The organism is Desulfovibrio sp. (assembly GCF_035644575.1).
Lineage (GTDB): Bacteria > Desulfobacterota > Desulfovibrionia > Desulfovibrionales > Desulfovibrionaceae > Desulfovibrio.
Genome location: NZ_DASQOG010000151.1, coordinates 1 through 23,033 on the forward strand (window position 1 = coordinate 1; position 23,033 = coordinate 23,033).

Annotated in this window: 22 protein-coding genes; 12 read left to right on the forward strand and 10 right to left on the reverse strand. The window is 60.4% G+C overall.

Annotated features, from left to right (window positions below):
* The first annotated feature begins 82 nt into the window (after positions 1 to 82).
* The 3 genes from VEZ52_RS08655 to VEZ52_RS08665 all read left to right on the forward strand — a co-directional run bounded on the left by VEZ52_RS08655 (position 83) and on the right by VEZ52_RS08665 (position 2,574).
* The gene (locus VEZ52_RS08655; protein ID WP_324836467.1) at positions 83 to 838 is read left to right on the forward strand and encodes a 4Fe-4S dicluster domain-containing protein; all 756 of its coding nucleotides are present in this window, start codon (positions 83 to 85) and stop codon (positions 836 to 838) included.
* 214 nt (positions 839 to 1,052) lie between these two features.
* Complete coding sequence (locus tag VEZ52_RS08660; RefSeq protein ID WP_324836468.1) at positions 1,053 to 1,967, forward strand: Tim44 domain-containing protein; 915 nt, start codon at positions 1,053 to 1,055, stop codon at positions 1,965 to 1,967.
* Between the two features lie 211 nt (positions 1,968 to 2,178).
* Positions 2,179 to 2,574 carry a PaaI family thioesterase gene (locus VEZ52_RS08665; RefSeq protein ID WP_324836469.1) on the forward strand — a complete coding sequence of 132 codons (396 nt, stop codon included), beginning with the start codon at positions 2,179 to 2,181 and terminating at the stop codon, positions 2,572 to 2,574.
* Positions 2,575 to 2,832: 258 nt separating this feature from the next.
* On the opposite strand, the gene VEZ52_RS08670 is transcribed toward VEZ52_RS08665, so the two are convergent.
* The 8 genes from VEZ52_RS08670 to VEZ52_RS08705 all read right to left on the reverse strand — a co-directional run bounded on the left by VEZ52_RS08670 (position 2,833) and on the right by VEZ52_RS08705 (position 11,372).
* Entirely contained in the window at positions 2,833 to 4,050 is a 1,218-nt protein-coding gene (locus VEZ52_RS08670; RefSeq protein ID WP_324836470.1) for a hybrid sensor histidine kinase/response regulator, read from the reverse strand.
* A 224-nt stretch (positions 4,051 to 4,274) separates the two neighbouring features.
* Positions 4,275 to 4,748, reverse strand: a complete 474-nt coding sequence (locus tag VEZ52_RS08675; protein WP_324836471.1) for a response regulator — start codon at positions 4,746 to 4,748, stop codon at positions 4,275 to 4,277.
* Positions 4,749 to 4,787: 39 nt separating this feature from the next.
* The gene (locus tag VEZ52_RS08680) at positions 4,788 to 5,453 is read right to left on the reverse strand and encodes a sensor histidine kinase (RefSeq protein WP_324836472.1); all 666 of its coding nucleotides are present in this window, start codon (positions 5,451 to 5,453) and stop codon (positions 4,788 to 4,790) included.
* A complete protein-coding gene (locus tag VEZ52_RS08685; protein ID WP_324836473.1) occupies positions 5,450 to 5,845 on the reverse strand; it encodes a response regulator in 396 nt (131 codons plus the stop codon). Before VEZ52_RS08685 ends, VEZ52_RS08680 begins: the two co-directional genes overlap by 4 nt.
* Before the next feature lies 1 nt (position 5,846).
* Positions 5,847 to 7,607, reverse strand: a complete 1,761-nt coding sequence (locus tag VEZ52_RS08690; protein WP_414649509.1) for a sensor histidine kinase — start codon at positions 7,605 to 7,607, stop codon at positions 5,847 to 5,849.
* 92 nt (positions 7,608 to 7,699) lie between these two features.
* On the reverse strand, positions 7,700 to 8,128 hold the full coding sequence (locus VEZ52_RS08695) for a DUF1634 domain-containing protein (RefSeq protein ID WP_324836476.1): 429 nt from the start codon (positions 8,126 to 8,128) through the stop codon (positions 7,700 to 7,702).
* 37 nt (positions 8,129 to 8,165) lie between these two features.
* Positions 8,166 to 9,293, reverse strand: coding sequence for a sulfite exporter TauE/SafE family protein (locus VEZ52_RS08700; RefSeq protein WP_324836477.1), 1,128 nt, complete (start codon positions 9,291 to 9,293; stop codon positions 8,166 to 8,168).
* A 1,392-nt stretch (positions 9,294 to 10,685) separates the two neighbouring features.
* Entirely contained in the window at positions 10,686 to 11,372 is a 687-nt protein-coding gene (locus VEZ52_RS08705) for a response regulator transcription factor (protein WP_324836478.1), read from the reverse strand.
* Between the two features lie 28 nt (positions 11,373 to 11,400).
* Between VEZ52_RS08705 and VEZ52_RS08710 the strand changes: the two genes are divergently transcribed.
* Positions 11,401 to 11,550 carry a hypothetical protein gene (locus VEZ52_RS08710; protein WP_324836479.1) on the forward strand — a complete coding sequence of 50 codons (150 nt, stop codon included), beginning with the start codon at positions 11,401 to 11,403 and terminating at the stop codon, positions 11,548 to 11,550.
* A 56-nt stretch (positions 11,551 to 11,606) separates the two neighbouring features.
* Here VEZ52_RS08710 and mgtE read toward each other — a convergent pair whose 3' ends face one another.
* Positions 11,607 to 13,058: a magnesium transporter gene (gene mgtE / locus VEZ52_RS08715; RefSeq protein ID WP_324836480.1), complete on the reverse strand. Its 1,452-nt coding sequence runs from the start codon at positions 13,056 to 13,058 to the stop codon at positions 11,607 to 11,609.
* Between the two features lie 418 nt (positions 13,059 to 13,476).
* Here mgtE and nadC point away from each other — a divergent pair, with 418 nt between their 5' ends.
* The 8 genes from nadC (at position 13,477) to argC (ending at position 22,818) form a co-directional block, all read left to right on the forward strand.
* The gene (gene nadC / locus VEZ52_RS08720) at positions 13,477 to 14,349 is read left to right on the forward strand and encodes a carboxylating nicotinate-nucleotide diphosphorylase (RefSeq protein ID WP_324836481.1); all 873 of its coding nucleotides are present in this window, start codon (positions 13,477 to 13,479) and stop codon (positions 14,347 to 14,349) included.
* 188 nt (positions 14,350 to 14,537) lie between these two features.
* Complete coding sequence (gene nadA / locus VEZ52_RS08725) at positions 14,538 to 15,584, forward strand: quinolinate synthase NadA (protein WP_324836482.1); 1,047 nt, start codon at positions 14,538 to 14,540, stop codon at positions 15,582 to 15,584.
* A 10-nt stretch (positions 15,585 to 15,594) separates the two neighbouring features.
* Positions 15,595 to 17,193, forward strand: a complete 1,599-nt coding sequence (gene nadB, locus VEZ52_RS08730; RefSeq protein WP_324836483.1) for an L-aspartate oxidase — start codon at positions 15,595 to 15,597, stop codon at positions 17,191 to 17,193.
* A 124-nt stretch (positions 17,194 to 17,317) separates the two neighbouring features.
* Positions 17,318 to 18,868 carry a hypothetical protein gene (locus VEZ52_RS08735; protein WP_324836484.1) on the forward strand — a complete coding sequence of 517 codons (1,551 nt, stop codon included), beginning with the start codon at positions 17,318 to 17,320 and terminating at the stop codon, positions 18,866 to 18,868.
* 3 nt (positions 18,869 to 18,871) lie between these two features.
* Positions 18,872 to 20,053, forward strand: a complete 1,182-nt coding sequence (locus VEZ52_RS08740) for a class I SAM-dependent rRNA methyltransferase (RefSeq protein WP_324836485.1) — start codon at positions 18,872 to 18,874, stop codon at positions 20,051 to 20,053.
* Positions 20,054 to 20,068: 15 nt separating this feature from the next.
* Complete coding sequence (locus VEZ52_RS08745; protein ID WP_324836486.1) at positions 20,069 to 21,253, forward strand: alanine--glyoxylate aminotransferase family protein; 1,185 nt, start codon at positions 20,069 to 20,071, stop codon at positions 21,251 to 21,253.
* 100 nt (positions 21,254 to 21,353) lie between these two features.
* Positions 21,354 to 21,668 (forward strand): DUF1844 domain-containing protein, encoded by a 315-nt coding sequence (locus tag VEZ52_RS08750; RefSeq protein WP_324836488.1) that lies wholly within the window; start codon positions 21,354 to 21,356, stop codon positions 21,666 to 21,668.
* Between the two features lie 94 nt (positions 21,669 to 21,762).
* The gene (gene argC / locus VEZ52_RS08755; RefSeq protein WP_324836489.1) at positions 21,763 to 22,818 is read left to right on the forward strand and encodes an N-acetyl-gamma-glutamyl-phosphate reductase; all 1,056 of its coding nucleotides are present in this window, start codon (positions 21,763 to 21,765) and stop codon (positions 22,816 to 22,818) included.
* Between the two features lie 19 nt (positions 22,819 to 22,837).
* Here the strand turns inward: argC and VEZ52_RS08760 are convergent.
* Positions 22,838 to 23,033 (reverse strand): hypothetical protein (locus tag VEZ52_RS08760; RefSeq protein WP_324836490.1); only part of this gene is annotated, 196 nt, incomplete at its 5' end.

Sequence of the window (23,033 nt, forward strand, 5' to 3'; positions counted from 1 at the left end):
CGGCAACCAGATTTCCGACTTCCCGCTCTGCAACAAGAGTTTCAACCTCTCGTACTGCGGACACGATCTGTGAGGCTTTGACATGCTGCGTATTATCAAGGAACGCCTGCACCAGAAATACCGCACGCTGGATTACCCCAAACTCCAGCCCTCGCTCTCGCCCCGATATCTGGGCCGACCCGAGCTTGCGCAGGTTTCCTGCGGCTCGTGCCGCGCCTGCTACGCGGCCTGCCCCGCTGGCGCATTGCTGCCCACCACTGATGCGGAAGACGGCACTCCCACGCTGGACATGGGGCGCTGCACCTTTTGCGGCGCATGCCGGTCCGCCTGCCCCAAGGGAGCCTTTACCTTTACCGGGCAGCACCGCATGGCGTCCTTTACCCGCGAGGGCCTGCTGGTTGTTCCCGATCAAGCATTTGCAGAGCAGCCGAAGCCGCCCCGGTTTTCCCTGTTCCGCCGCTCGCTCAAGCTGCGGCAGGTCAGCGCCGCAGGCTGCAACGCCTGTGAGGCCGACAGCAACGTGCTCACCACTCTGGTATTTGACCTTGGACGCTTTGGCATTGATTTTGTGGCCTCGCCCCGCCATGCCGACGGCATTGCCGTAACCGGCCCTGTTTCGGAAAACATGCGGCTGGCCCTGCTTGATACCTTCAAGGCGACGCCGCAGCCGCGCATTGTTATTGCCGTGGGGGCCTGCGCGATTTCCGGCGGGCTGTTCCGCGAGAGCGACCAGTGCAACCGTGGCGTGAGCGAACTGTTGCCCGTGGATCTGTATATTCCCGGCTGCCCGCCCAATCCATGGACAATTCTTGACGGTCTGACCTCGCTGCAAAAGTAACGCCCCAAGTCGCCGGATTTGCTGACTTCAAACCCGCCACAATACTTTTCCGCCCACGCCGCAGGGAGCAAAAAACTGCCCCCCTTGCCGCGTTTTCCCCAGACTTGCCTTAATCTGTATAATGATTATAGTAGATAAGGCTTGTACAGAAAGTACTATCCGGTCATATCGCCACTCAAGGAGATGACCAACACCGCCCTTATGGGAGATGTTCATGCAAATAAAAGCTTTTTTGACGATTCTTGTTCTGCTTTGCTGTTCGCTCATGTTCACCCTGACTGATGACGCACTTGCCGCTCGCCTTGGCGGCGGGGGTTCTTTTGGCAGCAAGCCCTTTATGAGCACACCTGCGCCCCGTCCACAGACTACTTTTCAGAACAAACCCAGCGCCGCACAGCCTCAGGCTCAGGCGGCCCCAGCAGCGCGCCCCGGCGGTATGTTCGGCGGCATGGGCGGCCTCATGGGCGGCCTGCTTGCCGGTACGCTCATAGGCTCGCTCTTGGGTGGTCATGGTTTTGCTGGCGGCGGCTTTATGGATATTCTGCTCATCGGCCTGATGATTTTTCTTGGCCTCAAGCTTTTTGCCGCCTTTCGCGGTTCGCAAAGGCCCGCGCAAGCTTCCGCAGGCGCGCAAGGCGCACAGGCCGCGCAGCCCGAAGCGGGCATGATGCGCAACGACAGCGCGAGCAATGGATGGGATGCCCTGCGCGGTCAGGGCGGCGCTGGCGAGGCTGAAGCCCCCGGCCCGCAGATTCCCATGCCTCCCGGTTTTGATGCCGATGAATTTCTGCGCGGGGCCAAGATGGCTTACACCCGATTGCAGACGGCCTGGGACAAGCGCGACATGAACGATATTTCGCAGTTCACCACAGAGGCCGTGCAGAAATCGGTGCGCGAGCAGATGGAAGCCGATCCCAAGCCGAGCACCACAGAAATTCTGCTGGTCAATGCCCAGCTTCTCGGTGTGACCGATGAAGGCCAGGAACAGTATGCTCAGGTGTTCTTTGACGTGCTCCTGCGTGAAAGCCCAGACCAGCAGACGCCGTCCTCCGCGCGCGAAGTGTGGCACTTTATGCGCCCCGTGACAGGCGGCAACTGGAAGCTGGACGGTATCCAGCAGGTAGAATAAACCATATCTGCATTTGTTTGATGTAACACGGGCTGAAAGCCAAGGCCTTCAGCCCGTGTTCTTTCACAAGAGCAAAACAGCCTTGAGAATGTGTATTCTCAAGGTTTTTTAAACGCCAACTCTGGCGCGGCGGAGCGGCAACAAAGCCTGCGCCTTGAGGTAAAGTCAACTCACGCAAGCGCCAGAGCAAGGGATACGTGTGGAGATGGAAATGAAAAACTACGTGGAAAAGCACGACAAGCTGGTGCGCTATCTGGGTATGACCATTGAAAGCGCCACGCCGGAATACGCCAAGGTAACCATGCCGATCACAGAAAACCACAAAAACGGCATGGGCATGGCCCACGGCGGGGCCATCTTTGCCCTGGCCGATGTGGCCTTTGGCTCTGCCGCCAATGCGGGCAAGGATTACGGCGTGGTGAGCCTGAATACCACCATTGAATACCTGCGCCCCGGCAAGGTTTCGCCCCTCACGGCGGAGGCCTTTGTGGTGCGCAACGGCAAGCATATCCTGAATTATGACGTAAAAATTTACGACGGTTCAGGCGATCTTATTGCCAAATGCGTTGCCGCCGGTTTTCAGACCGACGTGCTGCTGCCGGATTAATTTTTCTTGGTCACGCAAGGTCCTGCCCCACTTTCCTGACGGGCAAGGACAATGCGCACAACAACATCAACACAAAGCCCCTGCCGCAGGTTTTTCCTCCGGCAGGGGCTTTGTGTTGGCCTGCAACAAAAGAATTGCCCCTTGCCGAACCCTTGGCAAGGGGCTTCCACCGTAAACGCTTGGGGCGCATGGAGGTGATGGGTGGCGCAAACGTCAGAGATCGAACCTTGCGCGCAATATGGAAAAAATTTCAGAGTCCTATGCTTCGGCATTGGGCGGCGTTGGGCGTTCTCCCAAAGATTCCGCCAGGGGCAGGCTGAGGCAGAATTCCGCCCCGCCATCAGCCGGGTTGGCTGCTGTCAGCTCGCCGCCCCGGGCGTGCGCCAGGGAACGGGCCACCGCAAGCCCCAAGCCCACGTAGCGGCCAAGCGTCTTGCCGCCGGATGCATGCGCGGCAACCGGGCTTTGCAGGGCGCGCGTGCTGAAAAAAGGTTCAAATATGTGCGGCATGATGTCGGCTGCGATGCCGGGGCCGTTGTCGCGCACCACAAGGTCATACCAGTCCTGCCCCTGCGCATCGCGCCTGGTGCTGGCGGTCAGCGTGATCAGACCACCGGGGCGCTCTGCCGCTCCTGATGCGGATTCAGTATCACTGAGAGCATCCAGCGCATTTTCCAGCAGGTGTAGGCATATCTGCTGCAATTCCGGGGCGGAACCCAAGGGGCGGGGCGCACCCTCGCCTTGCGGCACAAGGACATCGCAGCGCACATGGGCGCTTTCCATGCGCTCGTGCAGCAGGCGCAGCACCTGGGCCACATCCGCAGCCACATCAAGCGCGCCCACACGTGGGTCAAGCCCGTGCCCCACCATGAGCAGCTTGCGCGTTATCTCGCGCACCCGCAGGCTCTGCGTCCTGATGGTGTCCACAGCTTCGCGCACTTCGCCGATATCGGGCAGGGCTTCGGCTTCCGGCTCTTCCAGACAGTCGCGGATCAGGCCAGCGGCCTGCACCATGATATTCAGCGGATTGTTGACCTCATGGGCCACGCCTTCCGCCACCCGGCCAAGGCTGCGCCAGCGGGCGGCCTCAGCCAGACGTGCGGCTTCCTGCCGTGCGCCTGCGCGTTCCGCCGCTTTGCGGCACTCCGCAAGGATGCCGTCCATGCCCACGGGCTTTGAAAGCCAGTTCAGCGCGCCGCGCCGCATGGCCTGCACGGCCTTGCCCATGTCTCCTGCGCCGGAAAGCATCACCACATCGGTCTGCGGGTAGTGCTCGCGCAGAATCTTCAGCAGGTCCACGCCGTCCATACCCGGCAGCCCCACATCAAGAAATATGAGGTCGCGGGGGCCGCGCGCCAGTTCGGCCAGGGCCGCATCGGCATCCTGCGCGGTTGCGGTTTCGTAGCCGCGCAATGCCAGACGCTCGGCCAAAGGCTCCGAAAAGGCAGGTTCGTCATCCACAACAAGCACACGCATGGCGAACTCCTATGGCGAACCGCTGCCGCCAGGGCAGTTTCAAAAAAACGCCCCAGGCCAATTAACGCCTGAACCAGCAGCCTTGCGGCAGACAAGTCCAGCCAACGCCTGTTTTATGGCAGGGATTGGGGACAAACCCCTGCAAGAGCATTTCGTGCAGAAACACCCTTGCCGCAGGCCGGATGCGCTCCATCCGGCCCTCCCGACCAAAGCTGCACCAGCGCCTATTTACCGTGCTCTTCCAGCACGTCCTTTTCGTTCATAACATCGCGGGCGGAGTCAAAGTCGCCGCCTTCGGCCAGAGAAACAGCCACCATGGCGTTCTCAAGCTTGTCGCGGTAGGCCATGCGAATGCTGTTGAGCAATTCGTCAATGTCCATGGGCTTTCTGAGGAAGTTGTACGCGCCCATGCGATAGGCGGTCTGTTCTTCAGCGTCGCCGCCGTGGCCCGTAAGAATGATGACCTGAACATGCGGATTGCTCTTTTTGACGTTGCGCAGCACTTCAAAGCCGTCCATGCCGGGCATGCGCAGGTCAAGCACGATAACGTCGGTGGGCTGCTCCACAGCCTTGAGCGCCTCGGGGCCGTCATAGGCCACCCGCGCTTCAAAGCCGCGCATGGCAAGGCGCTCCGACAGCGTGTCCACAAACTGCTTTTCGTCGTCCACCAGCAGGATTTTGATGTCTTCCTTGGTCATGGAATACTCCTTGAAGGCCCGGCAACATGCCGGCGCCGGTTATTCGCCTTCGCTATCGCAGGCCGAAATGGAAAGGAAAAATCTTGGCCCGGCATCCCGCCAGGGCATAAGCACGGCGCGCCAGCCTGGGCGCATGCCGTCCAGCATGGGGCTGCCCGTCATGGCCGCCAGGGCCATCTCGCGGTTGGCCCCTTCCAGTGCCTCAACAATAATGCCTTCTTCCTTCTGCCGCCGTCCGGCGGTGAGGCGCAGGTTCACCTGCCCGCCCACCGAGGCGCAGAGGTCAAACACTTCAAGCAGCGACCGCAGCACAGCCAAAGGCGGCACATTGGCCCACACGGGTTCTTCAGTTTCGCCGCTGGTCAGGTGTATCTGCGCCGCGCGCGCCTGACGCGCCGCCAGCAGGCAGAAACTGCGGCTTACCCGCGCAAGATCGCAGGGACCAGCACTGCCTGGCTCCATGCCTCCAGCCTGAGCCATGAAGTCCATGGCTTCGGAAAGTGCCGCCCCCTGAATGATGGAACGCTGCACTTCACTCAATGCCGATGAAAGCCGCTCTGCCCCCGGCGCGGCAACAGTCTTGCCGCCAGCGAACGTTGCCAGATCCTGCGCCAGCCCGGCAGATTCACGTATCACTGCCAGCACGTTGCGCATGTCGTGAACGGCGGAAGCCAGCAAGCGGGCCATGCACTGACTTTCATTCATGACTTGCCTCCGTTGGCTGAGCATTCCTTGCCTTCACGCACTGCAGCTTGCAGTGTTTCCAAAAAAACATTGAAGCTCAATGGCTTGGTGAGGCAGGCAAAGGCTTGCGCCACGGGGTTTGTACCGTTGTCGTCCACGGCCTCGTGCCCTGTCAGCAGGATAACCGGCAAATCAGGGTACAGAACCTTGAGGCGGCGCAGCACTTCATCGCCCGACAAACCGGGCATAAAGAGATCAAGCACTACAACATCGGGTTTTTCCGGCGTGGCGGCCTGGATGGCGCTGATGCCGTCATAAACCACATAGGGCGCAAATCCGCGAAGCGAAAGACGCTCTGCCAGGGTATCGACAAATTCCTTTTCATCGTCAGCCAGAAGGATGCGTAATGACATTCTACACCTCCACCGCGACATCTGGCGGAGTAAGCGGCAGAGTGATGCTGATGGTGCTGCCCCGCCCTTCTTCGCTTTGCACGTGAATTTCGCCGCCAAGCTTGCGCACGATGCCGTAGGTGATGAACATGCCGAGCCCGGTTCCCTTGTCTTTCTTGGTGGAGTAAAACGGCTCAAAAATATGCCGGAGCACTTCAGGCGACATGCCCTTGCCGTTGTCCTGCACAGTCACCAGCATCTGCCCGCCCTGGCTTTGACAGCGTATTTTAACAAAACGATCTTCGCCCTGCGGAGTCTGCGTGCTCCCCTCGCCACCGGCCAGCGCGTCCAGCGCGTTGCCCACTATGTTGAGGAACACCTGCTGCAACTGGCCTCTGTCAGACACAATTTCCGGCAGGTTGGGCGGCAGTTCCGCTTCAAGTTTGACGCCCCGGTTTTTGGCTTCGCGCTCAAGAAAACCAAGGGTTTCTGAAATAACTTCTTCTATGTGCAGGGCCTGACGGTTGGCTTCCATGCGGCGGGCAAAGCCCAGCAACCTGTGGGTAATGCCGCGCGCGCGTTCCACTGTGCTTTCAATGCCTTCCAGCAATGCGCAGAGCCTTTCCTTGTCCTTGCCATCACCGCACACCTTGCCCATGCTCAAAAGATCCTGGGCAAGCCCCGCCTTTTCGTAAATGACGGCCAGCGGATTATTGACCTCGTGGGCCACGCCCGCAGCCAGCCGCCCGATGGACGAAAGCTTCTGGTTGTGCTCCATCTGGGCAAAAACAGCGACCCGGCGTTCATCGCTGGCCTGCAACCGGTTGATAAGCTGCTGCATGAGCAAATTCGAAACCATAAAGATCAGGGCAATGCCGCCGCACAAGACCAACAGCAATTCCGTGCGCAGGGCCAGCCAGGGGCGGATGGCGTCTTCTGTGGGCTTAACGGCCAGCAGCATGAAATCCGTGCCCGCCAGCGTGCACGAGGCCACCATGAGCTGCCTGCCCTTGGGGTCTGTAATACGGCGCACCACTGTTTCATGCGAGGCCGGGGGCAGATCCATGGGCAGTTTTTCCAGCGCTTTGCCAAACAGATTGGAATCCGTTTGCAGCACGCCTTCCGTGTCTACAAGAAACACGTCAGTGTCGTGCTCCGGCCCAACGGTGGACACAACCTGCTGGATGCGCAGGGTGTCTGTGGCCACGCGCAACGTCCACGAAACGCCGTTTTCTTCAAGCCTGTGCACTGCCACAACAAGGTGCGGATACCCGCGATACCCCAGAATCGCATTGCTGAGGTAGCGCCCCTTTATCTCGGTATCGCGCAGCCAGGGCTTGCCCGCATAGTCCACACCCTTGAGCTTGTACGGCCCCACATAGCCAACCTGCTGGCCGTCCGCGTCCACCAGGCCCATATCCACAAAACCCTGATATTCACTCTTGAGGGCCAGAAACACGCGGTTGAGAGTTCGTTCGTCCAGCAAATCCTTGAAAGTGTACGCGTGGGCCAGAAAACTCACTGTGGAAACACGCTCGCCAAGGTACAGTTCCAGTGCCGCCTGCGACTTGCGGGCCAGGGCGTACACCGGGCTTTCCAGTTCGCGCTCAAGGGTACGCATATACTGCACATGGCTGATGGCCGAAAGCAGCAGCAGCGGAGTAACCGAAACGGCCACCATGAGCACTGTCATCAGCCGCCGCAGCGAGCGGTACCGTGCCGGAGACACAGCCTCCGGAACTTCCAGCAGATGCGCGAAGTAGTTTTTTATCGTGGCAAACATGAGCCCTCCAAGGTCTGCGCCGCCGTCAAGCCCGCTGGTGCGGTTCAGCTCCACGGCGGCACGTTCCCCGGCCCCGTAAGGCAAAACCCCGACTAATGGCCGCCAGCCACAAGAACGCCCGAAGCCGCAAGGCTGAGCACCAACACTTCAAGCACGGCAATAATCGTCATAATCCACTGCTTCTGGCGCACAAGACTGATCGCAAGCTGCACAAAGCAGATGATGGTGAGCGCCGCAAGAAAAGCGATACCAATGAAATTGCATATATCGCCCTTACCCACAAGGGCAAGCCATCCCCAACCTTGAGGAATATTGCCCGCAGCGCGGTAGGCGGCTGCGTTCTGCGTCCACAGGTGCGGCATTTGGTCCAGAGGAATCTGCGGCGTCAGGACACCAAAAATGTAGAGCGTGTAAGTGACAAGCATTGCCACAAAACCCAGCAGCGCGCCGTAGAACAGGGTGTCTGCATAGCGCAGTTGCGCGGGGGAGGCCTTTATGTCTTTCTTCAGATCAGTGGTCATTGTTTTCTCCCTTCAGTTCAAGCGTATCCGGTGCGGATTACCAGCCAAGGCCCTTCATGAGGGCCTTGGCCCCGGAGAAGAAGAGCACGCCAATAACCATGTAGCGGATGAACTTGGGCTTGGCCTTGGCAAGCAGCCGCACACCCACCACAGAACCCAGCATGAGGCCAACGATGGAAGGAACGGCCATAAGCGGGATAACGCAGCCCTGGTTCAGATACACCCAGGCGGCAGAAGTGTCGGTAATGGAAAGCAGGAATTTTGAGGTGCCCACAGCGACCTTGAGGGGCGCGCCCATGAGCAGGTTGAGCACAGGCACGTTGGCCCAGCCAGCGCCAAGGCCGAACATGCCAGCCATGATGCCGATGGCGATGAACAGCAGCAGACCAGCCAGGGTGCGGTGGGTTTTCCACTCGACCACTTCGCCGGTGCTGGGTTCAAGAAAAACACCGTCCATGCCGAGTGCAAGGCCTATGGCATCCTGCTTGGTTACTACAGGGCGCACGGAATTTTTGGAAAGCAGCAGCAGTACGGCAATGCCAAGAATGGTCGCGCCAAGGCAGGTCTGAATGACGTTGGTAGGCAGCGCCAGGCCGAGCATGGCGCCCACGATGGCGCAGGCAGAGGCAATCAGCGCCACAGGCAGAGCCAGACGCAGGTTGGCGAAGTTACGCCGCAACAGACCGGGGCCAGCGGCCAGCGCGCCCGCAAGGGCCACCAGCAGACCAGCGCCTCGCACAAAGTCGAGGTGGAAGGGGAAAAACCCGCTCACCAGCGGCACAAATAAAACGCCGCCGCCCACACCGGCCATGACGGCGATCACGCCGAGGATAAAACAGAAGAACAGCAGGGCCAGCGGCCAGTACCACCAGGGATGATTGTCTATGACCACTTCTGACGCTTGCGAAGCAGCAGGAGCGGCTTCAGCGGGCGCGGCCTGCACCGAAGTATCGGCGGCAGCCACAGCCACAAAAGACTGGGCCTGGGTTGGAGCCGCATTTTCAGCCTGCGCCGTTACGGCGGCCTGGGCAGCCGGAAGGGCCTCACCGGCCTGCGCCGACATCGGGCAGGCAAGCCACAGACACAGTGCCACGGGCAGCAGAATGAACTTCATCACAGAATTCTCAGCCCCGCTCTTCAAGGTTCTTTGGAAATCAAAAGCCATTGTTTCCCCCTTGCGGCCTTTTGCCGACGCAAGTTTATTTACGGTCAGCCCAAGGTAGGTTGGAAAGGGGTTGGGTGCTATCAGGAGAATCCTGAATTGTGAAAAAATGACTAAGGGATTTCCCCAGAGGGGGGGGCGTGGGATTTTGCCTGTCGGCGGCGAGGATCATCCTTTGACTTTTGCTGCCCCTCAGGCGTGGAATAAAACTTTGATTTTTGCGGCCCTTCGGGCACGGAATTCCGCCCTCTGGCGGAGTTTGCGACGCCTGCGCGGCGCGCGGTGTCGCCTCCCCGGCGTGGGGCTTAGGCTGCTTGCTGCCCTTCGGGCATGTAATTCCGCCGTCCGGCGGAGTTTGGGACGCCTGCGCGGCGCGCGGCAAGGTGGGGCCGGTTATGGGGCTACGCCCCCTTCTCGGCCCCCCTTGCATCCCCCCCGAAGCACCCCCTAAGACGGGTTTTCCAAATTTCATCGTGTGGCGAGGGCAACGCGGCCATAGCTACGGGAGCTTCCTTCCCTCGCTCCGCTCGCTCAGGTGATCTCCCTCCGTGCCGCGTTAATGCCAGAATCCGCTTTCGCTTCGATCAATATCCGCTTCAGCCAACTACCTTCAGGACTTTGGCTAATTACAGGATATGTTTCGTTCCCTTTTCAACACCCTGCGGACATACCGTCAGTCAGCATCAAGCAGGGACAATAAAAAAACACATAAAATCATCAACTTACCGATGATAATGCCAATTTCCGTTCAGCCATAACCAGACCGGAAGTTTGCGAGTCAGAAAAATCTATTTACCATCAGAAGCTGGTCGTGGGGTCGCCTTCCTTATACTCGCCGGAGCGTAGCGAAGGCGATGGCTGGTGTTGGGCGAATTTGCAAAATACGCGTTTTGCGGCCTGAAAAGGAAGCGCCGGGATTTTGAGCGCAGCGTACTCACGTACGTGAGCATCAAAACCCCGGCGCTGACGCATTCAGGGCGTAAAAGTCGGGTTTGCGTAAATCAGCCTGACAGGCTCTTGCCCCCGAACAAAGAACTAGCTCTCTTTGTATTTCTTAGCGTTCTCCAATCCACACCCACAAAAAATTCACGCACTGCAATTTCAGGCAATTTTTTGCCTTTCGCAGTCCGCTATCAAAAGCAGGTCGTGAAGTCACCTTCCTTAAACTCGCCGGAGCGTAGCGAAGGCGATGGCTGGTGTTGAGTGAATTTGCAAAATACGCATTTTTCTGGCCTGACAAGGAAAAATCCTGCTTTTGAGCGCAGCGTACTCAAGTACGTGAGCATCAAAAACAGGATTTTAACGCCGTCAGGCCAAAAAAGACGGGTTTGCGTAAATACGCTCGACAGGCTCACCCCGCCACCAAAAATTTTTTCTGCCTCTCCTGCCTTTTCCCTACACCTTCACAAGACCGTGCCGGATGGCAATCTTGACCAGATCCCCCACAGACCCGGCCTGCAACTTGGTAAGCAGATTGTACTTGTGGGTCTCCACCGTCTTGGGGCTGATATACAGCTCCGCAGCTATGCCCTTGACGCTCATGCCGTCAGCCAGCAAACGAAAAATCTCTTTCTCGCGGGGTGAAAGCGCCCCCAGATCAGCCCCGGCATCGGCATTCGCCGTATCGGCAGCCTCGCGCCGCTGACGCAGCATGGCCGCCACACGCCCGCCCGGATCAGAAAAACTCAGATAAATCTCGCCCGCGCGCACACTTTCAATGGCGCGCAGCAGCACGCCGGGCGATTCAGACTTGCGCACATGCCCCATGATGCCCAGATCAATAAGCTCCGGCAGCCAGCGCTGATCTTCATGCCCGGTATAGACCAAAATGCGCGTCTGGGGCCGTACCTCAAGCACGGCGCGCCCTGTTTCAAGACCGTTCATGCCGGGCATGCCAAGGTCAAGCACCAGCAAATGCGGTTGCAGGGATGCCGCCAGCGCCACAGCCTCGCCCCCGTTCTGGGCCATGCCCACAACGCGCAGATGCCCGTAAGGCGCTAGCAGACTGCGCACGCCTTCCATAAGCAGCTTGTGATCGTCCACCAGCAAAATGCGGCAGACCTCGCCCGGAATATCACCCATTGGCACGGCTTTGCGGCTCTCGCAGCTGATGTTTCGGCCCGCTTCCCCAGTGGCGGCTGTTGGCGTCTATTCCGGCGATGGGGGACAAAGCCGGAAGGCCTACACGCCCAGACTGCGCGGCAAGAAAGCCGCAGCGGCCATGATGCAGCACACGGGGCAACGCAAGGTTGCCCTGTAACAGCCACGCCGTTGCAGGGGCATGATCCCTCAAACAGACCAAGGGTGACAAATTTTTTATAAAATGAACAGAGAGGCCAGGCCCAAAAAGATAAAAAAGCCTGCGCCGTCGGTGATGGTAGTAAGAAAAATGCTTGAAGCCTGCGCGGGGTCGCGCCCCAGCGCCCGAAAAATAAGCGGGATGGAGCCGCCAGCCACAGCGCCCAAAAGCATGTCGCACAAGAGAGCCCCGCCCATGACGCCGCCCACCATGGGCAGGCCCGTGAACCACCATGCAGCGAAAAAGGCCACCACAGCCATGGCCATGCCGGTGACAATCCCGATCTTGCCCTCGCGCACAACGGCCATCCAGGCTTTTTTCTGGTCAAAGCGGTCTGTGGCCAACTGGCGGATCATCACCGCCAGAGCCTGCTGCCCTGTATTGCCCGCCTGGTTCGCCACCATGGGCATGAGCACGGCCAGCACAGCCATCTGGGCGATGGAGCCCTCGAACATGTAGACCACAGAGGCCGACAGGGCGGAATTTATCATGTTCACAAACAGCCAGGGCAGGCGCTTGCGCACACTCTCAAGCCAGGGGGTATCCACGCTTTCTTCGGGGTCGGCGCCCACCATGCCCAGCATGTCGGCGCTGGCTTCTTCGTGCATGATGTCCATGATATCGTCATAGGTAACTACGCCGAGGATATGCCCCTCGTTGTCCACAACGGGCATGGCCATAAAATTGTAGTGCGAGAGCAGGCTTGCCACTTCGCGCTCGTCCGTATCGTAGGTGACGCTGACAACGCTCTGGCCCGAAACCGCGTCGCCCACGATGGTGCCGGGCCGCGCCAGCATGAGGTCGCGCAGCGAAAGCACACCCACAAGCACCTGATGTTCGTCCACCACATAGGCGTAGTAGGGGCTTTCCTTGTCTTCCATTTCACTGCGGATATGGGCGATAGCTTCGTCTGCCGTAAAATTCTTTTCCAGCAGAATAAGCTCAGTGTTCATGACACCGCCCGCAGAATCCGGATCAAAATTGAGCAGATTGCGCAATTCTTCCGAATCTTCGCGGTCAAGCTTTTCCAGCAGGGCGTCGCGGTGATCCTCGTCCAGTTCGTCCAGCACGTCGGCGGCGTCGTCGGGCGACATTTCGGCGATAATCTGGGCGGCTACGTCATCGTCCAGATTTTCCAGCACGTCCACGGCCATGTTCTCGTCCAGTTCGGCCAACGCCTCTGCGGCGTCCTCCTTGGACATGCGGCTCAGGGTGCTGACCTGCTTTTCGAGACTCAGATTCTCAAGATGGTCGGCCATGTCCGCCGGATGCACAAATTCGGCATCGGCGTATTCCGCAGCAAAATCTTCATCATGGGCATCGGGCCGCTCCGCAGTCAGCAGAGAGGCCGCGCCCGTGGGCAGGGTGTCTTTTTCAGATGAAGGATGGGGAGGTACTACAGGAGCGTGCGCGCTGCCGGGCTGTTCCGCAGGATCGGTACGGAATTTGTCGTTGTGCTGATCTGCCATGGCGCGCCTTTAATCCAGTCTGAAGCCGAAGTGGAACGGTCGCGCCAAAGGCGCAACCTTGCAACAAGGAGCGGCAAAGCCCCGCCACGGCCAACAGCCGATGGCAGCCCCAAAACCCGCACACGGTGGGCGGCACGGCAATCCGGGGCAAATTTTTGCCATCCCCGGCAGCCAGCCGCAAAACACTGCAGACTGTTAAGCAAAAAACGCGGGATTGTCACCAGCACGCCATGCTTGTGAAAAAACTCATGAAGTCCCGGCAGCTTGACGCGAAACACGGGGCATTCTATCTATTACACCACACCCGTATTGGGCAACCGCCGCAATCGGGCCATATTTACAGTCTTGCAGCGTGTGCGGAGCGCGCCCTGACGGGCGAGTTTCCACTTAGCACGTGCAAGAAATGGGGACAAGCGCAATGTTCACGCCCTGGGCCGCATTTTTCTCTCCCGAAGGTCAGCGGCTACTCCAAAAATCCATCGATCTCGCTCTTGAGGAAGACGGCCCTGAAATGACCGCTCTGGGGCTCTTTGCTCCAGAATCCTCCATGAACGCCGTTATCCGCGCCAAGGAAGACACCTTGGTTGTGGGCCTGCCTGTTATCGGCGCTGTTTTCAAAAGCCTCGGCGCGCCTTTTGCGTGGCGCGCGCTGGTCAGGGAAGCCGCCTTCGTGCCCTCCATGACAGAGGTTGCGCACATCACGGCCCCAGCCACGGCCATGCTCAAGGCCGAGCGCGTCATTCTGAACTTCATCACCCATCTTTCGGGCATTGCCAACCTCACCGCCCGCTACGTGCGCGAACTGGAAGGTACTGGCGTGCGTCTGCTCGATACCCGCAAAACCACTCCCGGTCTGCGCTGGGTCGAAAAATACGCCGTTCAGGCGGGCGGCGGGCACAACCACCGCAAAAACCTGACCGAAATGCTCATGCTCAAAGACAACCACATTGATGCCGCTGGTTCCATCACTGCGGCGGTTGCCAAGCTGCGCGCGCATTACGCGCCCTGCCCGCCCATCGAGGTGGAGTGCCGCACCCTTGACCATGTGCGTGAAGCCGTCGCCGCCAAGGCTGACCGCATCATGATGGACAACATGGACGGCCAGCGCCTTTCCGAGGCTCTCGCCCTTGTGCCCCGCTCCATCGAAACGGAAGTGAGCGGCGGCGTGCGGCTGGATACCATCCGCGCCCTTGCGCTCACCGAGCCGCGCAGGCCCGATTTTATTTCAGTGGGGCGTCTGACCCATTCCGCAGTGTCGGCAGATTTCAGCATGACCCTGCTGGCAGTGTAGCCGCAGCAACAGCCATGCCTGCGTTCTGCTGCCATACTTTCGCACACCGCAAACCGCCAGCCGTGGAAACAACTCGCTGACCCACGGCGGCAACCATACGGCGACATTGCGACAACACAGTGACATCACCGGAACAAAATTCCGCATTTGCCACTTCTTTTTTCATACTGCCTGCTGAGGAACCTGAAATGCAAGACACAAGCGCTGCAATCGCATCCCTGAAAAAACAGCTTGGCGCGAATCTGTGTATAATGGGGCACCACTACCAGAACGACAACGTGGTGCGCCACTGCGACATCACCGGCGATTCGCTGGAGCTGGCCCGCCGCGTTCCCGGCATTGACGCGGCCCACATTGTTTTTTGCGGCGTCTATTTTATGGGCGAATCCGCCGCCCTGCTGGCAAAGCCCGGCCAGAGCGTGCATCTGCCCAGCCTGGACGCAGACTGCCTTATGTCGCGCATGACCCCGGCCCCCCTGGCCCGCAAGGTGCTGGAGCAGCTTGCAGTCACAGGCCGCAAGATCATTCCGCTGGCTTACGTCAACACAGATCTGGCCCTCAAGGCCGTGGTGGGCGAATTTGGCGGCGCGGTCTGCACATCTGCCAATGCCAAGATCATGCTGCGCTGGGCGCTGGGTCAGGGCGACGGCGTGCTCTTTCTGCCCGACAGGCATCTGGGCAACAATACCGCCGAAACTTTGGGCATCAGCCAGGACGAACGCCATGTGCTGCGTGTGGGCGCTGCGGGGCTGGTGCAGCCAGAAACCCAGCCCCTTGACCGCAAGCTGCTGCTCTGGCCCGGCTGTTGCGCCATCCACGCACGTTTTGAACCCGATGATGTGGAAGCCATCCGCGCCGAATACCCCGGCTGCCGCGTCATCGCCCACCCCGAATGCAGGCAGGAAGTCATCGAAGCCTGCGATGGCGCTGGTTCCACATCATATCTCATCAAGGAAGCGGCCCGTGTAGCCGCCGAAGAACCGGGCACGACCCTTATTGTCGGCACGGAAAACAACCTTGTGTACCGTCTGGCCGAGCGCCATGCGGGCCAGTGCCGCATCCTGCCGCTAGGGCATGCCATTTGCGGCAACATGGCCAAGGTTACGGAAAAGAAGCTTCTGGCCACGCTGCAAAGCGTAGCCGCCGGAGCAGCCTCGCCTCTGCACATTGAGGAGAACCTCTGCCCCCCCGCCCGTCTCTCCCTAACCCGCATGCTTGAAGCTTGCGGTAACTGAGGTTTGCGCCGTGAACTCTACTCGCCGTCATGTGCCCGTGCTGATCATCGGCTCGGGCGTTGCCGGATGCACCGCTGCACTTACCCTTGCCGATTCCGGCTGCGACGTTCTCCTGCTCAACGCCGGAGACAGGCTGGCTGACGGCAACTCCGAGCTTGCCCAGGGCGGCATCATCTATCAGGCAAATCCCACGCCAGAACATCCCTCGGACGCGCCAGCGCTGGAAAAGGACATTCTGGTTGCAGGGCACAATTATAATTACAACAAGGCCGTCAGTTTTCTGTGCGCGCAAGGCCCGCAGTGCGTGGACGAGGTTCTCATCAAGCGCGCCCAGGTGCCCTTTGACCGCAACGAGGACGGCACGTTCAACCTCACGCGCGAGGGCGGGCACTCCACCCAGCGCATTCTGCACTGCGCCGACTTTTCGGGCCGGGCCATCATGGAAGGCCTCACCGCCCAGGTGCTGGCGCATCCGCGCATCACGCGGCTGCACCGCCGCGCCGCCATCGACCTTCTGACCAGCCACCACCACGCCAAGGCCTCGCAGTACCGCTACGAGGTGCGCAACCGCTGCCTCGGCGCGTATGTGCTCAATGAAGAAACCGGCGAAACGGAAACCATCCTCGCGGACTGGACCGTGCTTGCCACCGGCGGCGTGGGGCAGGTATTTCTGCACTCCACCAACGCGCCCGGCTGCGTGGGCACGGGCATGTCCATGGCCTTTCGCGCTGGCGTTGACCTTGCCAACCTCGAATTCATGCAGTTTCACCCAACAGCGCTCTACGAAGAACGCAGCAACCGCCGCTCGCTCATTACCGAGGCCATGCGCGGCGAGGGCGCGCGCCTGCTTGACAGCAAGGGCCGCGCCTTCATGCTCGACCACGACCCCAGGGGCGATCTGGCCCCGCGTGATGTGGTGGCCCAGGCCATGATGGACGAAATGCTGCACACCGGCGCGCCCTGCCTGTATCTGGACGTGAGCGGCGTGGAACAGGACGTGCCCACGCGCTTTCCCACCGTATACGAAAAGTGCCGCGAGGCCGGCATCGACATTCTCAAGGAACCCATCCCGGTGGTGCCAGCCGCCCACTACTTCTGCGGCGGCGTGCTCACCGACGTGCATGGCCGCACCTCGCTGCACGGGCTCTACGCCATCGGCGAATGCGCCTGCACCGGCCTGCACGGGGCCAACCGCCTTGCCAGCACCTCCCTGCTTGAGGCATTGGTATGGGGCGTGAGCAGCGGCAAGGATCTGGCCCACCGAGTGGCGGCCGAAAGCGGCCTGCCCAAGGCTCTGGCCGCCGCCATCCCCGACTGGAAGCACGAAGGCGACGAACGCAGGGACGACCCGGCCCTTGTGGCCCAGGACTGGACAAACATCCGCAACACCATGTGGAACTATGTGGGCATTGCCCGCACAGAGGCGCGCCTGCGCCGCGCCTTTGAAGACATGCGCGACCTTGTGCGGCATATCCACGACTTTTACAAGCGCACGCGCATATCGCGGCGGCTGGTGGATCTTTTCCACGGCTCGCAGACCTCGTACATCATCACGCAGGCCGCGTTGCGCAACAAGGTAAGTATTGGCTGCCACCACCGGGTGGATTAAAGTGCATGTGGGCCACGGCCCTTGCCTGAACACAATTTAGCAAAATCGGCTGAATACGTGCGGTGCGCGGCGCATGCCTGCATCTGCGATTTGCCGCTGAAGTTTTGAAGCTGGAGAAACCTGAATGAAAAAAGCATACTTGCCAGCCGCCGTGGTTATTCTGATCGCGGCGGGTTTTCTGGGTCTGTTTTTCGGCCTGAGTCCTCTGGTGGAGGGGCAGGTGCAGAGGGGCATCCAGAGCATCGGCATCTCCGGCGACGGCATCTCCACGCAGGCCGCGGTGGACAGGGTGGAATTTTCGCCCCTGTCGCGCACCCTGACCCTGTACGGCCTGCGCCTGCGCGGCGAAACGCCCCAAGGGCCGCTTGCGTATGAAGTGGCGGAGGTTTCGCTGCGTATTCCCATGCGCATGCTGCTGGCATATACCCCCTTGCGGCCCATGGCGCTGAAGGATGTGGGCATGATGCCCGTGGCCGAGAACATCGTGCTGCGCAATCTGGCCTTGCGCACGCCCGAGGCCCGAGGCTCGGTGCAGCGCGAAGAAATTGACGAACTGCGCAGCCAGAGCGAACTTGTGGCCCGCTTTCTTGACGGAGCACCTATTGACGCGCTGGCCGCCACATACCTCATGGGCGCAGACAAGGCGCACAGCTTTTTTCTGAGTGTCAACCTTCCCGGCAAGGAAGGTCTGGCCCAGCTGACCATTAAAGAATCGCTGGTCAAGGGATGGGACGGCGCTTCCGTTGAGCATATGCGCATCGAAGACATGCAGAGCCGCCTCGAGGGGCACGAGAGCATGCGCATGGCGAGCTTTGAAGCCAATGGCCTCACCCTGCCGGAGCTGGGCCTGCTGCACCGCCTTATGGACGCAGCCGCCATGAGCGAAGACGACATGGACGCAGCCGTTAAGGCCCTTGGCCCGGTTGTGGAGGAAATTCTGGCTGCCGACCCGCCCCTTGTGCGGCAGGTGCGCGCCTCGGGCATGACCTTTGCCGTGGAAAACGGCAGCGTGACTGTCGGCAGCGTGGGTTTTGACTGGCTTTCCAACTCGCCGCGCCACACAACCAGCTTTATCCGCGATCTTGCGGCTTCCAAAACCCTGCTTGAAGAGGCATCCGGCCTTGCCATGCCCGCGCTCAAGGCCAACATGACCTTTGAAAGCCTTGGCCTGAGCACGGCCTCGCACAAAAAAACAATGTCCATCAAGGCCGAAGGCCTCGCTGACGTGAACTGTTCGTTCACCCTGTACGATGCCGGAATCATCAGCACCAGCGAGCAGGCCCTGCTGATGCAAAGCTTCAGCGATCTGCACCTCGCCGTGAAGGATCACGGCGCGCTGGCCTGGGTAGGCCTCAATCTTTCCCACGACGGGCGCGCAGCGGCCACGGCCCTGCACCAGACCCTGGACAAGGGGCTGGATCTCGCCCCCACCCCGCAGAACAACGCCATCCGTCAGGCCCTGCTGACCTTTGTGCAGCGCCCCGGCCAGCTCGAAGCCGCCAGCGCCAAAGGCCAGCGCATAGGCATTCTGCAAATACTGGCCGCCCTGAACGACCCCGGCGCGCTGTTTACCTGCACCGCCGTTCCCGGCCAGAAGACCCTGGAAGAACAGATCAACGCCCTTGCGGCGCAAACAGCCACAACATCCGCCCCCGCCGAAGCAGCGGGAAAGTAACATATGCGCAAACTCTGTCTCAAAAAAAATGAAGATCGGCGTCTGCGCGCCGGGCACCTCTGGATTTTCGCCAATGAGGTGGACGTAAAACAAAGCCCGCTCACCGACTTTGCCCCCGGTGAATCCGCGACACTTTGCGACTGGCGCGGCGCGCCTCTTGGCAGCGTGTGCGTCAACTCGGCTTCGCTTATCTGCGCCCGCCTGCACAGCCGCAAGCCCGATGTGGAACTGGACGAAGCCCTGCTGACCCAAAGGCTGGAATCGGCACTGGCCCTGCGCCAGCGCCTCTATCCCGGCCCCTGGTATCGGCTTTGCCACGGCGAGGGCGATTTTCTGCCCGGTCTGGTCATTGACCGTTACGGCGACCACCTGACCGTGCAGGTCACCACTGCGGGCATGGAAATGCGGCGCGAAGCGCTCACTGCCGCTCTGCACACTCTTTTGCATCCCACGTCCATTCTCTGGGCCAACGACCTTGCCGCGCGCGGGCTTGAAAACCTCTCCCGCGAGCAAGAGAGCGAAGGCTCGTTGCCCGAAAGGCTGGAAGTGCCGGAGAACGGCTGCCGCTTTTTCGCGCCCTGCGCCACAGGCCAGAAAACCGGCTGGTTTTACGACCAGCGCCCCAACAGGGCGGAGCTGGCGCGCTATGCCAAGGATGCCGATGTGCTGGATATTTTCAGCTATATTGGCGGGTTCGGCGTTACCGCTGCGGCTGCGGGCGCGCGCTCCGTCACCTTTGTGGACGCCTCGGCCCAGGCACTCGCCTTTGCGGAAGAAAACGCCAGAGCCAACGCTCCCGGCTGCGAAGCCCAGACCCTGTGCGGCGACGCCTTTGACCTGCTGCGCCAGATGCGCGACGAAGGCCGACGTTTTCAGGCCATCAGCCTTGATCCCCCGGCCTTCATCAAGCGCCGCAAGGACGCGGCCCTCGGGCTGGCGGCCTACAAGCAGGCCAATGACCTGGCTGTGCAACTGCTGGCGCCGGGGGGCATACTTGCCACCTCGTCCTGTTCGCACCATCTTGAAACGCAGTCTTTGCGCGCTTGCTTGACGCAGGCCGCCGCCAAGCGCAAACTGCATGCCCGTATTCTCTTTGCCGGGGGCCAGGGGCCGGATCATCCCATCCACGCCGCCATGCCCGAAACGGCCTATCTGAAGTGCTTTATCGCCCAAGTGGGCGCTTAACTAGAAGGATTTGACATGCTGAACAAAGTCCGCCTGCTCACCCCTGGCCCCACGCCTCTGCCGGAGCGCGTGCGTCTTGTGCTTGCCAAAGACATGATCCACCACCGCAAAAGCGAATTCAAGGCCGTGATGGGCCGGGTTCAGGAGCGCCTGCGCGTGCTGTTCGGCACCGCAGATGTGGTTCTGCCCCTTTCCTGTTCCGGCACGGGCGCCATGACGGCAGCGGTGTACAGCCTGTTTACCCCCGGTCAGCGGGTGCTGGTGGTCGAGGGCGGCAAGTTTGGTCAGCGCTGGCGCGAGATCGCTCTTTCGCGCGGGCTTGAAGTCACCACCATTGAAGTGCCGTGGGGCGAAGCCGTTGACCCGCAGGCCGTGGCAACGGCCCTCAAGGCCGATCCTGGCATCGCGGCGGTGCTTATCCAGCACTCCGAAACATCCACCGGCGTTCTGCACCCAGTGGAAGAAGTGGCGCGCATCACGCGCGATACCGACACCCTGCTGCTGGTGGACGGCATCTCTGCCGTGAGCCTCGCGCCCTGCCCCATGGACCAGTGGGGTATCGACTGCCTTGTCACCGGCTCGCAAAAAGGCCTCATGCTGCCCCCCGGCCTTGCGCTGCTGGCCCTTTCGCCTCGCGCATGGAAAAGGGCCGAGAGCGTCACGCCCGGCTGCTTCTATTTCAACCTGCCCAAGGAACGGGCCAAGATCGCCCAGGGGCAGACTCTGTTCACCTCTGCGGTGAACCTTGTGGTCGGCCTGGACGAAAGCCTTGAAATGCTGCTGGAAAACGGGCTTGAAGCCATTTACGCCAAGCAGTGGGCGCTGACCATGCTGGCCCGCGCGGGCGTTGCCGCCATGGGCCTTGAGCTTTACGCCAAAACCCACTTTGCCTGGGGCATCACCAGCGTCATGCTGCCTGCGGGCGTTGACGGCACCGAGGTGCTGCGCATCGCCATGGACAACTACGGCGTGTGCATGGCTGGCGGTCAGGATCACATGAAGGGCCGCATGGTGCGCATAGGCCATATGGGCTGGGTGGATTGGGCCGATCTGGTGGCCGGGCTGCATGCTCTTAACCGGGGCATCATTGAAGCGGGTGGACACTGCGGCTCGCGTGACTATCTTGAAGAAGCGCTGGCCGCCTACCGCATGGCCCTGTCGGGCAAACCCGGCGAGCCGTTGCCGCTGATCCACAGCTAGGGCGCAAGCCCTTGCGCTGGCGGTGAAAGCTTGTATGTTGGACGCAAGCATTTGGCGCAAACTGCTGTTACCGTAACTGTTTACGTGCCACGAGGTCGCCATGAGTGACAATAATTGCGGCTGCAAGGCCGATGGCCCCATGCCGGAAGTGACGTTTTCGACCTTTATTATTTCCCTGGCGTCATCGGCTCTGGTGCATCTGGGCGAAGTGCCCAATCCCGAAACCGGCGGCACGGAAACAAGCCTGCCGCTGGCCAAGCACAGCATTGACGTGCTGGAAATGCTGCGCGCCAAGACCGAAAACGGGCTGGAAGAACAGGAGCGAAAACTGCTGGAAAGCATCCTCTACGAGCTGCGCATGAAGTTCGTGATGAAATGCGGCCCGGACTGCGCCTGTCAGTCAAAAAAATCTTGAGGAACTGCGGTGCGGCATGGCCAGCGGCAATCTGCCGTCTGCGCGGCGCGGCCCCGTCACTACTATCGACCATAGTTTTCAAAGGATCGGCGGCATGAAGACAATCAATGTGGGTCTGGTGGGCATTACCGGCTACGCGGGCATGGAGCTGACGCGGCTTCTCGTGAGCCATCCTTCCATGCAGCTTACCATGGCCTGTTCGCGGGCGGAATCCGGCAAGCGGCTGGGGGATTTCTATCCTTTTCTGAACCACATGCCCGGCGCGGATGTGGTCATCAGCGTTTTTGACCCGCAGGAAGCCGCCCGTCAGTGCGATGTGGTCTTTCTTGCCGTGCCCGCAGGTACAGCCATGGACATGGCTGAAATGCTGCTGCGCGCCGGGGTGAAGGTTGTTGACCTCTCGGCGGATTTTCGCCTGCGCGACCCAGAAACCTATGCCGCATGGTACAAGCGCGAGCACATATGCACTGATCTGCTGCACAAGGCCGTGTACGGCCTGCCCGAACTGTACGCAGCTGAAATCGCGGGTGCAAAGCTCATCGCCAACCCCGGCTGTTACCCCACCTCGGTGATTCTGGGCCTGTACGCCGCCATCAAAAACGACCTCGTGCACACCGACGACATTGTGGTGGACGCCAAATCCGGAGCCACGGGCGCTGGCCGCAAGGCAGCCGTGCCTACGCTGTTCTGCGAAATTTCCGACAATTTCCGCGCCTACGGCCTGCCCACGCACCGGCATACGCCGGAAATCGAGCAGGAACTCAGCCTGCTGGCGGGCCACGACTTGCGGGTTTCGTTCAACACGCACATTCTGCCCACCAACAGGGGCATCCTGTCCACCATCTACACCAAGCTCAAAAATCCCGGCATCAGCCTGGACGAAGTGCGCGAAGTCTTTACCCGCACGTGGGAACACAGCCCGTGGATTCGCATCCTGCCCAAGGGGGCGCTGCCGGAAACCCGTTTTGTGCGCGGCAGCATGTTCTGCGACCTTGGTCTCGTGGTAGACCCCCGGACAGAGCGGCTCATCATCGTTTCCGCCATCGACAACCTGTGCAGGGGCGCATCCGGTCAGGCCATGGCCAACGCCAACCTCATGTGCGGGCTGCCGGTAGAAACGGGCCTCAATACTTTGGCCCCGCTGGCCTAGCCCCGCACATACACGATTATTACGTCTCGGCAGAAAGGCTTTTTATTCCTGCTGGATGCAGCACATGCGCGGCGGGTAAAAAGCCTTTCTCCTTGCCGGAACCGCCAGTAATGGCCGAGCCTTTGCCCCGGAGAATGCCGCCAGAGTTTTGCCCGCCGATCCCCTGCGGGCCGCAAAAAAGGAATGCCCATGCAACTGGAAACCGCCTTTCAGAA

Coding starts and splice junctions, on each gene's coding strand:
- VEZ52_RS08655 (WP_324836467.1), top strand. CDS start 83: ATGCTGCGTATTATCAAGGAACGCCTGCACCAGAAATACCGCACGCTG.
- VEZ52_RS08660 (WP_324836468.1), top strand. CDS start 1,053: ATGCAAATAAAAGCTTTTTTGACGATTCTTGTTCTGCTTTGCTGTTCG.
- VEZ52_RS08665 (WP_324836469.1), top strand. CDS start 2,179: ATGAAAAACTACGTGGAAAAGCACGACAAGCTGGTGCGCTATCTGGGT.
- VEZ52_RS08670 (WP_324836470.1), bottom strand. CDS start 4,050: ATGCGTGTGCTTGTTGTGGATGACGAACCTGCCTTTTCGGAGCCTTTG.
- VEZ52_RS08675 (WP_324836471.1), bottom strand. CDS start 4,748: ATGACCAAGGAAGACATCAAAATCCTGCTGGTGGACGACGAAAAGCAG.
- VEZ52_RS08680 (WP_324836472.1), bottom strand. CDS start 5,453: ATGAATGAAAGTCAGTGCATGGCCCGCTTGCTGGCTTCCGCCGTTCAC.
- VEZ52_RS08685 (WP_324836473.1), bottom strand. CDS start 5,845: ATGTCATTACGCATCCTTCTGGCTGACGATGAAAAGGAATTTGTCGAT.
- VEZ52_RS08690 (WP_414649509.1), bottom strand. CDS start 7,607: ATGTTTGCCACGATAAAAAACTACTTCGCGCATCTGCTGGAAGTTCCG.
- VEZ52_RS08695 (WP_324836476.1), bottom strand. CDS start 8,128: ATGACCACTGATCTGAAGAAAGACATAAAGGCCTCCCCCGCGCAACTG.
- VEZ52_RS08700 (WP_324836477.1), bottom strand. CDS start 9,293: ATGGCTTTTGATTTCCAAAGAACCTTGAAGAGCGGGGCTGAGAATTCT.
- VEZ52_RS08705 (WP_324836478.1), bottom strand. CDS start 11,372: ATGGGTGATATTCCGGGCGAGGTCTGCCGCATTTTGCTGGTGGACGAT.
- VEZ52_RS08710 (WP_324836479.1), top strand. CDS start 11,401: ATGTTTCGGCCCGCTTCCCCAGTGGCGGCTGTTGGCGTCTATTCCGGC.
- mgtE (WP_324836480.1), bottom strand. CDS start 13,058: ATGGCAGATCAGCACAACGACAAATTCCGTACCGATCCTGCGGAACAG.
- nadC (WP_324836481.1), top strand. CDS start 13,477: ATGTTCACGCCCTGGGCCGCATTTTTCTCTCCCGAAGGTCAGCGGCTA.
- nadA (WP_324836482.1), top strand. CDS start 14,538: ATGCAAGACACAAGCGCTGCAATCGCATCCCTGAAAAAACAGCTTGGC.
- VEZ52_RS08735 (WP_324836484.1), top strand. CDS start 17,318: ATGAAAAAAGCATACTTGCCAGCCGCCGTGGTTATTCTGATCGCGGCG.
- VEZ52_RS08740 (WP_324836485.1), top strand. CDS start 18,872: ATGCGCAAACTCTGTCTCAAAAAAAATGAAGATCGGCGTCTGCGCGCC.
- VEZ52_RS08745 (WP_324836486.1), top strand. CDS start 20,069: ATGCTGAACAAAGTCCGCCTGCTCACCCCTGGCCCCACGCCTCTGCCG.
- VEZ52_RS08750 (WP_324836488.1), top strand. CDS start 21,354: ATGAGTGACAATAATTGCGGCTGCAAGGCCGATGGCCCCATGCCGGAA.
- argC (WP_324836489.1), top strand. CDS start 21,763: ATGAAGACAATCAATGTGGGTCTGGTGGGCATTACCGGCTACGCGGGC.